The sequence below is a fragment of the Klebsiella pneumoniae subsp. pneumoniae HS11286 genome (assembly GCF_000240185.1).
Classification (GTDB): Bacteria; Pseudomonadota; Gammaproteobacteria; order Enterobacterales; family Enterobacteriaceae; genus Klebsiella; species Klebsiella pneumoniae.
The window spans coordinates 91,837-105,974 of record NC_016839.1; the positions used below are offsets into that span (position 1 = coordinate 91,837).

Below are 14,138 nucleotides of genomic sequence, written 5' to 3' on the forward strand. Positions count from 1 at the left end.
CCTAATTTCACGCCTCCCACCTCTACCATATCGAGCATGGGAAAATACGTGCGTGAGACTATGAAAAAATCACCTTTGAATTTACTGCTCCTTGCAGCGCTCACGCTGGGGGCATCACACCAGGCTTGGGCTCAAGATGGCACAAGACCTGGTTTTTATGAGCGAAAGGAAGAGGGTTGGTTCTGGTACAAGGAAGAGCCCAAAGAACCAGAGAAAAAACCCGAAAAGCCCAAACCAAAGCCTGTGGCAGAAGCGAAGCCTACACAGCCTAAGCCTGCTGCTCCGCTTCCGAGCGGCCCAGAAATGTTCTCAGCGGAATGGTTCCGGGAAAACTTACCCAAGTACAAAGACCTTGCTTGGAACAATCCTACCGTTGAAAACGTCAGGACGTTTCTCTACTTGCAACGATTTGCGATAGATCGCTCTGAACAATTTTCCGATGCTACAGAGCTGGCGGTCGTAGGTGATCCTTTCTTGGATGAAATTACTCGACGTCCTGCTGCCACGTTTGCCTCACAACAAGTTGATCGTGACGCTGGTAACGCCAAAAACATGCTACTCAAAAGCGTAGCCGAACGCGTAGGGATATTCTTCTTCTACAAGTCCGACGATGACTACAGTGACTTGCAAGCACCGCTCATCAAGATGTTGGAACAAGGAGAAGGATTCTCGATCATTCCTGTATCTATGGACGGCAAACCACTCCCCAGTGGGCTTTTCCCCCATTACAAAACCGATGAAGGCCATGCCAAACAACTTGGTATCGTAACTTTCCCTGCTGTTTACCTCGCATCTCCAGACGGTCAGTTCGCTCCTATAGGACAAGGGCCAATGTCTCTTCCTGAGCTGAATCACAGGATTTTGGTCGCAGCAAAACGCAATGGTTGGGTCACAGACGAAGAGTTTAACCGTACACGTCCGGTACTCAACCTGGAAAACAACATAGCCGAACGCTTGGCCTCACCAGAGCTGGGCTCTGACCTCAAACAGCTATCTCAAGCGAGCGGTGATAAAGACAACTTTGTGCCACCGGAACAACTCATGAAGTACATCCGGGACAAATTACAGGAGAACTAAGATGGTCACGCACAAGACATTAAAAAGGAGCCTGCTTGCCCTGAGTGTGGCGGCCAGTCTCGTCATGGCACCGACAGGGGCGATAGCCGCTAACGGCCTCCAATCACAGATGGACAAACTCTTCAATGAAATGAGCAACACAACACCACCTGGGGTTTATGAAAGCCAACGACGTGGCGTTTTAGCTGGTGGCCGGTTCACTGCAAAGACACGAATCTTCGACGAGAACCTGGTGAGCTTTGCCCCTCCATCATGGAAAGCTGGTTGCGGTGGTGTAGATCTGTTCGGCGGTTCGCTTTCCTTCATTAACGCGGATCAAATTGTCCAACTCCTTCGGGCTGTAGCAGCCAACGCCAAGGGCTATGCCTTCCAGCTTGCGCTCGATAACGTTTTCCCGGACGGAGCGAAGTGGATAGAGAACTTCCAGAAGAAAGTGCAAGCGCTCAACCAACATCTGGGCAACTCCTGCCAGCTCGCTCAAGGTTTCGTGAACGACCTAACCAGCGGCATGGACCTTAAACACAAAACTGATGCTTCTATAACCGCGACAACTTCCGGCCTGTATGAAGACTTCTTCGGGTCCAAGCAGGAAACCAGCGGCAAGAGTCCTCTGGAAGAACTGAAAGCCAACAAACCTGACGAATACAACAAGATGATTGGCAACATCGTCTGGAAGCAACTCAAGAGCAACAACGCCAACACCTGGTTCCAGTACGGGGATAACACCCTTCTTGAAGCGATCATGTCTTTAACCGGCACAGTCATCATTGGTGATCTGGTAAACGACCCGAACTCAACCGGCACTGGTGCGAAAACAACCCCTCTGACGACCCTACCAGGTAACAAGATCACCTTGTCAGACCTGATTTCAGGCGGTTCTGTTGAGATCTATTCCTGTGATTCTGATACGACCAACTGCCTGAGTGCTGGCTCCAGCAATAAAACTGTCGTGCTCAAAGGTATCAAGAACCAGATCACCGATATGCTGTTAGGAACAAGCTCTACACCTGGTGTGATCTACAAATACGCAACGAACTCTGGAACCTTAACCGACCCAGAAAAGGCCTTTGTTTCTAACCTCCCCGGAGGGATTGGCACCATTGTTCGTAACTTGTCTGTCCTTTCACAGGACGGCGCTAACCTGTTCGCAACAGAGTCATCAGGAGCGATAGCCCTGACCATGATGTATAGCTTCTCGGAAGAGTTCTTCCGCGCAGCTCGCATTGCGATGGCTAACAGCAAATCACCCTACAAGAAAGAGGCACTAGAGCTTCTCGCGCAATCGCAACAGCAAATCCGTGCTGAATACACAATCCTGTCCTCTCAATACGGCGATCTGGCAAGCCAAATTGAGAAATACAACAACCTACTGGACAACATCCGCAAGCAAAAATACATGCTGGCAACTTTGTCCAATCCTCCTAGCACGAACTAAGGAGCTATTGGAATGGGATCTTTTTCAATCCACTCTATCGGTGACTCTGCTTTTCTGGAGCAAATCCTGATTGCAGTATCAATGATCACCGGCACCGGGGATTTCGAGAAGATGGTCAGTATTGGCCTGCTTCTTGGGGTCTTGATGATCTGTATTCAGTCCGTCTTTCAGGGCGCAAAGCAAATCAACCTCCAGCAAGTGCTGGTAGGTTGGATTCTATATGCCTGTTTCTTCGGCCCAACCACAACTGTGACTATCGAGGACGCTTATACAGGGCAGGTTCGAGTCGTCGCCAATGTCCCTATTGGGGTAGGCTTTGCTGGAGGTGTCATATCCAACGTGGGATACACCATCACCAATTTGTTTGAAACTGGATATGGGGTAATCGTACCCAATGTCACGGAAAGCCACTTTTCCGAAACACTGAAACTGTTGAATGACGTCAGACGGCGAGCCTATGACACAGGAGTTTTTACTGCGCTTAACTCAGCAAATGGAGGCGGCTATGTTGACGTGAGGCGTTCCTGGAACAATTACATTCGGGAATGCACGTTAACCAAAGTCGATCTCAACCTAATGTCCCTTGATGAGTTGATGAACCGTTCAACTGACTCAGCTTTGCGATTCAACTCACAGCTCTACGGAACTAGGTTGTATTTGTCTACAGCAAACCCTGACGGCGCTGACTACACATGTACTGACGGATGGGTGGCTATTAGCACTGCAACCGCCAACCTAAGCAGCCCGGTTGTTGTTGATGCTCTTAACAGCCTACTGGGTATTGACACGTCAACTGGAGACAACGCTCTAACGAAGCTGACCGATTCGCTTCAAGCGATGGGTGCCACAACTACGTCATCAATCGACTATCTGAAAGCCGCCGTTCTGGAGCCCCTCTATTATGAAGCCGCAGCAGGACGTTATCAGGACCTCCAGGATTATGGCTCTGCATTGATGGTCAACCAGGCTATTCAGCAACGGAACACACAGTGGGCCGCAGAGCAGTCGATGTTCATGACCGTCGTCCGACCAATGCTGACGTTCTTTGAAGGCTTTATTTATGCTATAACCCCGATCATTGCTTTTATTATCGTGATGGGCAGCTTCGGCCTCCAGTTAGCCGGGAAATATGTACAAACCATCCTCTGGATTCAGCTATGGATGCCAGTCCTCTCAATTATAAACCTGTTTGTTCATACCGCCGCGTCAAATGAGATGTCTAGCCTCAGTGCTGGTGGTCTCAACTCCATGTACGCTCTTTCCTCAACTGGAGATGTTCTGCAACACTGGATTGCAACCGGCGGCATGTTGGCTGCGGCCACTCCGGTGATTTCCCTGTTTATCGTCACAGGTAGCACCTACGCCTTCACCAGCTTGGCATCGAGAATAAGTGGTTCTGACCACGTTGACGAAAAGATGCAAACGCCAGATCTACTCAAGCAAGGTCCGGTTATGCAAAGTCAGCCAGCGTACAATCACAACCAGTTCAGTGGTGCGATTGCAAACGGCGCAGAAAGCATGATCAGTACCTTCTCGCTTGGCTCCACCTTGGCATCAGGCGTGAGCTCCGCACAGGCATTACAAAGTCAGAAATCGGAGGCTTTCCAAAGCACTCTTGGTCGAGGTTTTTCTGATGGAGTAAGTCAGGATCAAGCCTATTCAAGACTCTCCAATGTCGGGCGCAACGTTTCGTCGCAAAACACAGCTCAAAGCCAATTGATCAACCAGCAAGCCAAGAACTTCATGGATAAGTTCCAGGTGGATGATAGCCACTCTGATGCTGTCAAAGGTGCTTTTGCCATGCAGGCTATGGGCACACTCGATGTTGACGAAGCTGCGTCCATGCTTATGCCTATGGTTGGCAAGGCCAGGGCAGCAATGAAGGCCGCTGCTGGTGTGAAATCAAACAGTACAGCCCTAGTTCCTGCTGGTGGTAATGGCGAATCAGGCGGCGGCAGTGATGTCCTGGACATCAAAGCGCAAGCGAAGGGAGCAACAGAGTCATCAACTCAAGACTCTTCAAGCTGGTCAGCGAGTGATGTGTCCCAGTTCATGAAGGGTGTGAGCTATTCGCAAACCGATAGCCAGGCGTTGACAAATCAATTAGCGCAGGGTTTCAGCCGTTCTGGAAGCGAGTCATTCAAGCAAACCTGGGGCGATAGCTTATCCCAGAACCTATCCAAGTCCGCTTCTGAACTGGTGTCTGCATCGGACACCTTCACAACAATGAGTCAGCTCCAAAACCAAATGGGCTCCATGACTAATACCGACTTTAAAACTCTCGGTGGTGCAGTAGCACAAACCCCTGCGGCCATGAACCAACTGAATGACTATTTCCGAAATGCCGCGCCGCAATCGGTTAAAGACGAGGCGGCTTCACTACAGCAAAGATACCAAGCCTACGGAATGTCTCCTCAAGTGGCCCAGGCAGCAGCGCGAATGACAGCAATGACCAACTCCAAAAATTACGAACAGGGTAAGGAGCTTGGCGGGTATCAAGCCGCACTACAGGCGATCAATACCGCGTCCGGTCGCAACGGAGCATTTAGTGGTGATGCTTACGGAAATAACGGCATTGAAGGCCCGAATGTTCAAGGCCTACCAGGTCAGGTTCAAGGGGCTGTAGGCAGTGGACCTAACATCCCAACCGGATTCCGGGAGAATGTGGCTGGGATGGCTGGAACTAATCCGGCATCAGAAGCTGGGCAGTTACCAACGAATAGCCCCCTTGTTCAAAATGAACATGCAGCCGGTACGTCAGCTCTTCATAACCAAGCACAGCAAACAGAGCGAAATGTATCTGCTCCTGAACTGAAAAAAGCCCAAGATAACCTTATGAACTCGCTTCCGGAAATGTCTTGGAGCGCTTCGGCGTGGGGAGCGTGGGACAACTCCAGTGATTGGATGGGCCGCAGAGCTGAACAAGCAGGTGGAGCTCTCATTGCTGGTGGTCAAGCTGGCGCTGATGCGTTCTCAAGAGCGATGGATCAAATGAGAACGATGACACCTGAACAACGCGACCAATTCATCGCGGCCACTCAACGCGGCGACCAGGCCGTGCAAGAGGAGTTTGGCTGGGCCGGTGATGCGATGGTCGGTATGGCTAAACTTGGCCGCAACGTCATGGGAGCTGCTGCAAGCGGCTATGATGCAGCGAAGGAGTGGTTAACTGGTAAATCTGATCTATCGGAAGCCGCTAAAGGGATGAGCATTGAGGAACGCGGCGCGTTCTATGCAGCAGCGCTATCCTCTGCCGCAGAAGCTGGTGGTGGAGCCGCGCAGCAGTTTATGAACCAGTACGGTGATGAGTTCAAAGAAACGATGCAGTCTATCGCTCAAAGCCGTTATGGGCTGACTGAATCCCAAGCCGCTGTTTATGCCGAATCGTTTGACACAAACGAAGGTCGCATGAACCAGGCTGTTCAGAATCTGAAAATGGAGTATGCAGAACGTAACCCGGATGGCTCACCGATGATGCAAGGAGGTCAGCCTGTTCTTTCTCAGCAAAACGAAGAGTTTACGGACAAGCTGGTAAACGTATTGCAGAACTCGACGGAAGCTGGAGACCGTTCAGGTAGCTATTTGACTGCCGTCAGGGGGTACAACATAGCAAATCAAAGGTTCTAAAAGACCAACCAAATAATAAGGGGGCCAGCAGGCCCCCTTATTCGTCTCCAGCTCCAATATGGAAGCGCTGGTCAAAATCATAGGAATCTTGAAACCCACCAGTTTGTTTTTTTCTGCGCCGGGTAGGTGGTGCCTCTTTATATGCTGACCGCGCAACGCGGATAAAGCACGTTAGTCCAAACAGAGCCCCGACAACCAAAGCAACTTGCCACTGGAAGTAAGCGATCCCTCCCCAAAAGATAACAGCAGCCCAAAGGCTTTTGTGAACCAGAAATAGGAAACGAGCACCCCAAACGCCGAAGGGAGCCAGCGCCACACCAAGTCCCCAAGGTGTGTCAGCCATCATGGCTATTCCCAGAAGCACCATTCCCAGCAGAAGAATATTGACCACATGTTTCATATCAACCCCCTTACTCTTTACCTCCAGTTTACCACGGCATCAAAAAATGCAACTGTGAAAGTTTGACTATTTTTTGCTAAACAACCATTCCATTGGCAACTTCTTCGATTAGAATTTGCCCTCAAACTTTCACATGTGAAAGTTTGCCCTTACGGAACAAGGCGTTTATTGACAAAGCATTACATAGTTGAACATGTCAAACAAATCGCATACACTATGGAATAGGCCATTGCTAACGCTTTGGTCCCCATCTGCAACACCGCAGAGTTCTCTTTCTCAAATATCTCTTTCTGTAAACACCATCATCCTTGTGTGGTCGGGATGCGCCTTTGCCTTCCCTGCCCTCCTCAGCTCCTGCTGTATTCGCAATTTCAGCCCTCGCTGTATCCCTAAAATCACTTATACCTAAACGCTATTTAATATCACAAAATACCGCACTCCCCGTGCGCTATTTCCGCCATTCTTTTGGCGCACTTTCCATTACTATCGCAAAAATATCCGTATCCCATTGATTACTAAAAGTATTGTAACTTTGTTCCGTCGGTACAAAGTTAAGTGTATGTTTTTAAAGGTTTTTTATTGTTGACAGCATCATTATTTGGGCTTGTAAAGGCGCAAAATGTGTCAGTTTGTGACAATAGAAGAACTCTAAAAGCGTTCATCGAATAACGCACTTTTTGTATGGCTAACAACGCAGTTTAAAGGGTGGCAAACAATGGATAAATGCCAATTGATAGACATCCCAAGCGACCCAGAGAAGAAACGTGAGTGGATCAAGTACAAACTCAAGATCCAGGGGCTTTCTCTGGCCGCATTGGGCAGAAAACACAAAACATCTCGGCAGGTGGTGTCTACGGCACTCTATAAGCCCAGTCCACGCTGGGAACATGAGATAGCTACAGCTTTGGGTGTGAAGCCGTCTGAGATTTGGCCGGAGCGGTACGACGAAGAACACGAAATACCCCTCAGACATAAGGAGGCAAGCTGATGAAGAACAAAGCCAAGGCGCTAGTTCTGTCTGCGGCTCTCCTTTCATCAACAGCGAATGCTATTGACCTGAGCGGAACCATCTTCGACAAAGCAGCGAAAGCATATAACCTCGACCCTCTTCTAGTGTATTCGGTCGCATTGGCCGAATCTGCATCAGGGAGAGGTAATGGCTCTATAAGTCCTTGGCCTTGGACGCTTCGCGTTCCTGGGCTTCCTTTCTATGCTAAGTCGGAAGATCAGGCAAAGGCTAAGCTCGCTGAGTTTCAGCAGCAGTACGGTCGTGCCATTGATGTCGGGTTTATGCAAGTGAGCATCCGGTGGAATGGTCATAGAGTTTCTTCTCCAGCAGATCTTCTCGACCCAGAGACCAACGTCATGGTTGGGGCAGAGGTGCTATCAGAAGCCATTCAGTCATCTCCAAATGACTTGGAGCTTGGCGTTGGCCGCTATCACGCCTGGGAAGACGAAATCCGAGCCAGAAACTATGGTAGCCGAGTCTTGGCTATCTATCGCAACCTTCGTGATTTGTGAGGGGGGCGGAATGTTGGAACTGGATATTATTGGTGCGTGGGATGCAAGAGCCGTCAACCTCGATCAAGAAGAAGCTGATAGAAACGTCTACGAGTTCGATCTGACATTGTGGAACCTGCTATCCACTCTGGCAAAAGAACGTCCAGATGATGCGGCCTCACAATTTTCTTTGGGCATGGACACCGTTCAAAAGCTGTCACTGGCAACACCTTCCCAATTGGAAGCTCTGGCCTCTGGCGTGTTGATCTCTTTCAAACTCGAAACAGCAGAGCAGAACATCATCACGCGACTCTCTGGCGACTACGACCCTGTAGTTTTTATCAACCATAGTGTTGATGAATTTGATGCTGCCTACTGGTTGCTATTTAACCGCGTCGCATCGAGAGACCCGGAGATGGCAAAGGAAGTTTTCGGGGTTTCGAGAGAGCTTGCGGAGCTGGTGGCTAAGGCAACAGACAGCCAGTTGCGCCACATGTCTGGAACAACGGTTACGCATTTTACGCTTCGTTTTGCTCCGAGCATCATTGAAGAAATTCTCGATGACAGCCGGGAAGAGTTAACACACCCGGTATTGAAAAAACTGCAACAGTCTCTACAGGGACGTGGGAGGTGGAGATGAACATTGGCAACTCTGGTACATTGGGTCGCTGGGTTACAGCTCGACACATGGCCCTTGCTGGGTACATCACAAAAATCATCATGATCGAGACTGGTCTGACCTACAAACAGGTCAGACGGCTTTACCAGGATCTGGAGAGGGACGGATATACTCTGGAACGAAAATCCAGAACTTTCCGGGGTGGTGCGACACTGATTCATAGTCACACATCCAAGATACAGGCCTCTCTTCTAATGCAGCTCTACTTCAACATTGGTGGAGAAGCCGTGTTGCGGTCTGTGAACATCAAAGCCTTGAACAAGGCATTTAGAATGTATCACGCAATCCGCAAAGAAGTGCCCGGAATGAAAGGTGCTCGGTGGGCTCCGTTTGATATTACTGATGCCTGGTGTCTTGCTTCGGAGCTGAGAAGTGGGGACGCAATGCTGGAGGTGTGCGACAACTGCAAGTGTACGTACTTCACCTCTGTTAATCAAAGAACCTGCGTTGAATGTCCGTTCTGCAAAGAACAAGGAAGGCATGGTGGTGGGGAGAAAGAGTGTGCTTGAGTAGACTATGACATTTCGGACCAGAAGATGAGCGCCCAAACTTTGCGGCGCTCATTTTTTTACTTCTTCTGTGGGATACGGTAGCGCTCCAGCTCGACAGCTCCCAACCCCTTGAAAGCATCCGGGCGACGTCCTTGCCCACTCCACGAAACTCCGTCTTTTGAATATTTAGCATTATCAGGTTCTGATCTGCTCGTGAACATTTCGTTGAGCAAGCCGATGTCCACACCGCAGGATTCCATGTCGCTCATTATTCGCTCAGCCTGAGCTCGCTTTTCTTTTTCTTCTTCTTCTCGCTTTTTGTACTCTTCCTCCAGTTCATTGAGAACGCCCTTCATTCTGTCAATGATCTCCCGAACTTCATCTAACGGGAGTCCTCGCAACAGGGTGCGAATGCGGCTTTTACGCTTTAACTCTGCGATTATTAACTCTCTACGTTCAGCCGCTGATAGCGTAGAGAACTCCTCGTGGTCTTTCATGTCATACGGAGCCCATCAGTTTTCCTTTAAGTGAATCACGTTGAGAGTTCAGTTTTGCGTCAGTCTGCACTGGCGAATTTTGATGCTGTGCAGGTTGACTCTCTGAACTCTGTTGCTCAAAAGACCCAATGTTGCCAGAAAATCGAAGAGAATAAAGACCCAATAGAGCAAGGGCGCGGAGCCGATCACTACGCGCCTTATGCTGCATCTGGGACAGTTCACGATAGAGCTCCGGAAAGGCTTGCTCCGATATGTTCAGATTAGATATTTTTCCATCCCATTTGCTACCAGCCACAACGACCTCCTATCTATCAGCCGCAGAACCAGAAGCCCCTGGCATTGGATGCCACGGATTCGTTGGGCAGTACGATCCTGCTCTTAGGGAAAAGCTCCTTGGCCGCATCTTGGTAAGCCTCGGCACCGCCGCCAGCCAGCAGAACTACGTCAGCATCCATCCCGTCCTCACGCATTGACTTCCGCATAGGGATCAAGGCGTTTTGAGCGACTTTGGTTGAGGCTTTCTTGAAGTAGTCTTTGATCGATACCTTTTCACCGTAGAGGAAGATTTCGGCCTTACCGGCACGAATAGCTTTCTCGATCTTTTCGATGCCAGGGGCACCGCCGTGGTCTTCCTGAATTAGCCGGTCCGTTTCCTGTAGCAACACCGACATCGCCTTGAGGCTGGTGCCAGATGAGTGATAGCGGACCTCTCCCTCTTCAAGAGCTACCCAGTCTACAGAAAAGAACCCAGGGTCAATTACAACGGTTTTTCCTCCCTGGATAATCTCCAGGAGGTCTTCATCTTTGGTTGAACTTACAACATCCATGTAAGCACCGGCAGGTTGAGGTACAACCACGACAGACTTAACCGCTACCGATCGTTTTGGCGTGATCTGGTGTTCACCCTCAAGCCGAGATTTCAACGCCTCTCTGCGCTCTACGTCCATGTACTGACTAACAGGCAGGCCAGTCACCAGCACATCGATCTCCTTCTGCTCGGACATCAGGAGTGCAGCGTAGAAAAGAGCCTTGTATGGATTGGTCGAAGGATAGTCGCCGTGAAGCTCACGCTCCCATCCTTGCAATCGGTCAGGCTCGACGCCTGCAACCCATTTCTCTCCATCAATCACAACCTGAATGCAGGTCCCTGCACCGCCAGTTAACTGTTGTGGCATCAGTTCCAATGGACCTGCCCCCACCGGCATGACGACTGTGCGAGCTTCCTCACCTTTATACCCCATTGCCATTTTCAGGTTGGAGTAACCAATATCCAAACCCAGAACAAATTGACTCATGAAATCCTCCAAAGATTGCTTTTAGATTGCTTTTCGATTGCTTGCCGCGTGTTGGATAGAGAATAAGGCTAAAAGCGGGGACAGATGGCCTGTGTAATTGCCCAAAAGGGGCATATAGGTTGCTTTTCGGTGGCTTTTTGATCGTTGAGTAAGGGAACCTATGGGAACGCTGCACGGATAGGCTCAGATAAACAGACCTTACCCTCGCATCGAGAACCGCTTGCCCTCCAGCATCGAGAGACGGTGGTAAAGAGGCATTTGGAATCTTTGATGCCATATCCAATATATCTGGAATCTTTAAATATAGATTCATATGTAAAGAGGCTGTGAAAGAATAAGAGCATCAAGATTCCAGATAGATAGAGGGAAATTTGACAAATTCCAAAGATGGGTTAGCCTAGTGACAGAACTAGATTCCAGTATTGGAATAATCAGCTTTAAATTCCAGATAGATAGTTATGTGGATAGGAATTGGATAGGAATTGGGAGGGTATTGAGGTGAGTCTACCAACAGAGCGATGGCTAGATCTGCTAGATCCGAAGCTCGAAGAAGAACGATCCGAGATAACAGAGGATCTGCTAGAGGCAGAGGGACGAGAGTTTGTTGCAGAGGTACGGAGCAAACTGGATCACGCCTTAGCGGTTCTTGCTGTCGAGGCGCAGCAGGAAGCGGACATGTACTGGAACGCGCACAAATCAGCGCGTGAAGAAGCGTCAGAGGACGAACAAGGGCGTGTCGGTACACGGGTTCGCATTCTAGGCGTATCACTCGTTGCAGAGTGGTATCGCAACAGATTTGTCGAACAAGTTCCCGGACAAAAGAAAAGGGTTCTATCGACACATATCAAGAAGGGTCGCGGTCATGCCTACAGCATGTCGCACTTCAAGAAAGAGCCTGTCTGGGCACAAGAGTTGATCCAGCAAGTTGAAACCAGGTATGCCGTGTTAAGACAACGCGCCACTGCCTTAGCAAAAATTCGCCGGGCGCTAAACGAGTACGAGCGCCAGCTAAACAAGACACATAGCGACGAGGTGTGACAACATGACAGCATCTGTAGCGGCCACTGAATTGGCGAAACTGGGGAAATGTGAAGCGATGATCAAGAAAGTCGCCAGCCATCCTCGCCCTGCCCTGTCAAAGCGCCCACAATCGCCACAGGGGACAGATAGCACCCTTCGGGGTGAGTTCGCTCATTTCCGATATGAAGCGGCAGCCCTGCGTTTTATGAGCGGCACTGCGGGGGCTAAGCGTCGCATCTACCAGCTAGTGTTTTCAGCGACGGTAGCAGCGGGAGCATTGACAATGCTGGCGGCATGGACCACCAGCTAGAAAGTATCGACGGAACAATCATGAGCAAGAGAACCAAAGACAAAGACCTGGAGAAACTCGACGTAATCAAAGACTCACCGCAAATGAGCCTGTTTGAGATCATTGAATCTCCGGCCAAGAAAGACGACTACTCCAACACCATCGAGATCTACGATGCGCTGCCGAAGTACATTTGGGACCAAAAGCGTGAGCATGAAGATTTATCCAACGCTGTAGTGACACGACAATGCACCATCAGAGGCCAGCATTTCACGGTGAAGGTGAAGCCAGCCATCATCGAGAAGGATGACGGAAGAACCGTGCTGATCTACGCGGGACAGCGAGAGGAAATCCTTGAGGATGCTCTACGCAAGCTCGCAGTGAACGGGAAAGGCCATATCATCGAGGGCAAGGCTGGAGTCATGTTCACTCTGTACGAACTCCAGAAAGAGCTCTCGAAGATGGGTCACGGGTACAACCTGAACGAAATCAAGGAAGCAATCCAGGTTTGTCGTGGCGCAACACTCGAATGTATCAGTGATGACGGTGAAGCCTTCATCAGCTCCAGCTTCTTCCCGATGGTGGGACTGACCACCAGAGGTGAGTTTCGCAAGAAAGGCGGGAACGCCAGGTGCTATGTGCAGTTCAACCCGCTGGTAAACGAATCGATCATGAATCTGTCGTTTCGTCAGTACAACTACAAAATCGGAATGCAAATCCGCTCCCCTCTTGCACGGTACATCTACAAGCGAATGAGCCACTACTGGACTCAAGCATCACCAGATTCGCCGTACACGCCATCGCTTATCAGCTTCCTGACCCAGAGCCCTCGTGAATTGAGCCCACGGATGCCGGAGAACGTCAGAGCCATGAAGCTCGCTCTGGAGGCCCTCATCAAACAAGAGGTCATAAGCGACTACGACGCGAACCAGATCAAGGATGGCCGCAGAGTCATCGACGTGCGGTACGTCATAAGGCCTCATGAGAACTTCGTGAAGCAGGTGATGGCGTCCAACAAGCGTAAGCAGCAGACAGAGCTACGGGCCATCAAGCACGGCATGATCGACCACGACATCATTGATGAACCCCAACGTAAGGGGAGATAGCCACCAGAATCTCCCACCCCCCAGGGAAAAGAAAGATAGGCGCGTCAGCGCCTTTTTTTATGCCAGAAGAAAGCGCACAAGGTACGCCCACCAGGCAGGACCGGAAACGGAATGCCTCCGCATATGGGGGAGCTGCACGGATAGAGCGAACGTGACCCCAGATGCAGCGTGGGCTGGGGCTCTATATATGGGATCGCTGCACGGTAGTCGCAAGCTGAGTCTCAGTATCGTGCAAGCGTAAGCCACGACGAAGGATAAGTGCCATGCTGCTCCAGTGGTTCCCGTAGAGTGGTTCCCGTAAGGTATTGATAGTTAAAGGGTGAGGATGTGGGGGACCTGCACGTTATGAGATTTGATATGTGGGTACGTTGCACGAAAGCAGGTCCTGAACCTCTCGATATATGGGAACTCTGCACGATTGACGAAGCAGAACAAAGATTGACAGATCAGGACAAACCTAAAAAAGCAGTCAAAATGACTCTAATAGTCCATAAAGTGATCACGCGCACACAAAAAGAGGCCAAAAGTTATCCACATTTCCTGTGCATAAACGGGGTTTTGGTATATGGGAACGCTGCACGATCATATGTGGGTACGCTGCACGGTGCAAAAAACGACCAAAATTGACATGTGGGTACGTTGCACGTTCAGAAAATTGTATATGGGGCGACTGCACGTATGACCTTAGACATGTGGGAATACTGCACGAACACCAGATCTGA

General features: G+C 50.0%; 14 protein-coding genes. 10 read left to right on the forward strand and 4 right to left on the reverse strand.

Annotation, left to right across the window (positions count from 1 at the left end):
• Nucleotides 1-36: 36 nt before the first annotated feature.
• Genes KPHS_p301390 through KPHS_p301410 form a run of 3 tightly spaced genes read left to right on the forward strand, consistent with a single transcriptional unit; the run spans nucleotide 37 to nucleotide 6,139 of the window.
• Entirely contained in the window at nucleotides 37-1,077 is a 1,041-nt protein-coding gene (locus tag KPHS_p301390) for a type IV conjugative transfer system protein TraF (RefSeq protein ID YP_005221087.1), read from the forward strand.
• Nucleotide 1,078: 1 nt separating this feature from the next.
• Nucleotides 1,079-2,512 carry a type IV conjugative transfer system protein TraH gene (locus KPHS_p301400; RefSeq protein ID YP_005221088.1) on the forward strand — a complete coding sequence of 478 codons (1,434 nt, stop codon included), beginning with the start codon at nucleotides 1,079-1,081 and terminating at the stop codon, nucleotides 2,510-2,512.
• A gap of 12 nt (nucleotides 2,513-2,524) precedes the next feature.
• On the forward strand, nucleotides 2,525-6,139 hold the full coding sequence (locus KPHS_p301410) for a type IV conjugative transfer system protein TraG (RefSeq protein ID YP_005221089.1): 3,615 nt from the start codon (nucleotides 2,525-2,527) through the stop codon (nucleotides 6,137-6,139).
• Nucleotides 6,140-6,176: 37 nt separating this feature from the next.
• On the opposite strand, the gene KPHS_p301420 is transcribed toward KPHS_p301410, so the two are convergent.
• Entirely contained in the window at nucleotides 6,177-6,539 is a 363-nt protein-coding gene (locus KPHS_p301420; RefSeq protein ID YP_005221090.1) for a hypothetical protein, read from the reverse strand.
• Between the two features lie 715 nt (nucleotides 6,540-7,254).
• On the opposite strand from KPHS_p301420, the gene KPHS_p301430 reads away from it, so the two are divergent.
• Genes KPHS_p301430 through KPHS_p301460 form a run of 4 tightly spaced genes read left to right on the forward strand, consistent with a single transcriptional unit; the run spans nucleotide 7,255 to nucleotide 9,227 of the window.
• A complete protein-coding gene (locus tag KPHS_p301430; protein YP_005221091.1) occupies nucleotides 7,255-7,527 on the forward strand; it encodes a Ner-like protein in 273 nt (90 codons plus the stop codon).
• Nucleotides 7,527-8,060 carry a hypothetical protein gene (locus KPHS_p301440; protein YP_005221092.1) on the forward strand — a complete coding sequence of 178 codons (534 nt, stop codon included), beginning with the start codon at nucleotides 7,527-7,529 and terminating at the stop codon, nucleotides 8,058-8,060. The genes KPHS_p301430 and KPHS_p301440 overlap by 1 nt, the downstream gene beginning before the upstream one ends.
• Nucleotides 8,061-8,070: 10 nt before the next feature.
• A complete protein-coding gene (locus KPHS_p301450; RefSeq protein YP_005221093.1) occupies nucleotides 8,071-8,679 on the forward strand; it encodes a hypothetical protein in 609 nt (202 codons plus the stop codon).
• Nucleotides 8,676-9,227: a putative regulator protein gene (locus KPHS_p301460; RefSeq protein YP_005221094.1), complete on the forward strand. Its 552-nt coding sequence runs from the start codon at nucleotides 8,676-8,678 to the stop codon at nucleotides 9,225-9,227. The genes KPHS_p301450 and KPHS_p301460 overlap by 4 nt, the downstream gene beginning before the upstream one ends.
• Before the next feature lie 59 nt (nucleotides 9,228-9,286).
• Here KPHS_p301460 and KPHS_p301470 read toward each other — a convergent pair whose 3' ends face one another.
• The 3 genes from KPHS_p301470 to KPHS_p301490 are packed head-to-tail and all read right to left on the reverse strand — an operon-like array spanning nucleotide 9,287 to nucleotide 11,001.
• Entirely contained in the window at nucleotides 9,287-9,706 is a 420-nt protein-coding gene (locus KPHS_p301470) for a DNA binding protein (RefSeq protein ID YP_005221095.1), read from the reverse strand.
• A gap of 1 nt (nucleotide 9,707) precedes the next feature.
• Complete coding sequence (locus KPHS_p301480) at nucleotides 9,708-10,001, reverse strand: hypothetical protein (protein ID YP_005221096.1); 294 nt, start codon at nucleotides 9,999-10,001, stop codon at nucleotides 9,708-9,710.
• A 16-nt stretch (nucleotides 10,002-10,017) separates the two neighbouring features.
• On the reverse strand, nucleotides 10,018-11,001 hold the full coding sequence (locus tag KPHS_p301490; RefSeq protein ID YP_005221097.1) for a Rod shape determination protein: 984 nt from the start codon (nucleotides 10,999-11,001) through the stop codon (nucleotides 10,018-10,020).
• Between the two features lie 498 nt (nucleotides 11,002-11,499).
• Between KPHS_p301490 and KPHS_p301500 the strand changes: the two genes are divergently transcribed.
• Genes KPHS_p301500 through KPHS_p301520 form a run of 3 tightly spaced genes read left to right on the forward strand, consistent with a single transcriptional unit; the run spans nucleotide 11,500 to nucleotide 13,416 of the window.
• Complete coding sequence (locus KPHS_p301500) at nucleotides 11,500-12,039, forward strand: hypothetical protein (protein YP_005221098.1); 540 nt, start codon at nucleotides 11,500-11,502, stop codon at nucleotides 12,037-12,039.
• A 4-nt stretch (nucleotides 12,040-12,043) separates the two neighbouring features.
• The gene (locus tag KPHS_p301510) at nucleotides 12,044-12,331 is read left to right on the forward strand and encodes a hypothetical protein (RefSeq protein YP_005221099.1); all 288 of its coding nucleotides are present in this window, start codon (nucleotides 12,044-12,046) and stop codon (nucleotides 12,329-12,331) included.
• Nucleotides 12,316-13,416 carry a putative plasmid replication protein gene (locus KPHS_p301520; protein ID YP_005221100.1) on the forward strand — a complete coding sequence of 367 codons (1,101 nt, stop codon included), beginning with the start codon at nucleotides 12,316-12,318 and terminating at the stop codon, nucleotides 13,414-13,416. The genes KPHS_p301510 and KPHS_p301520 overlap by 16 nt, the downstream gene beginning before the upstream one ends.
• Nucleotides 13,417-14,138 lie beyond the last annotated feature (722 nt).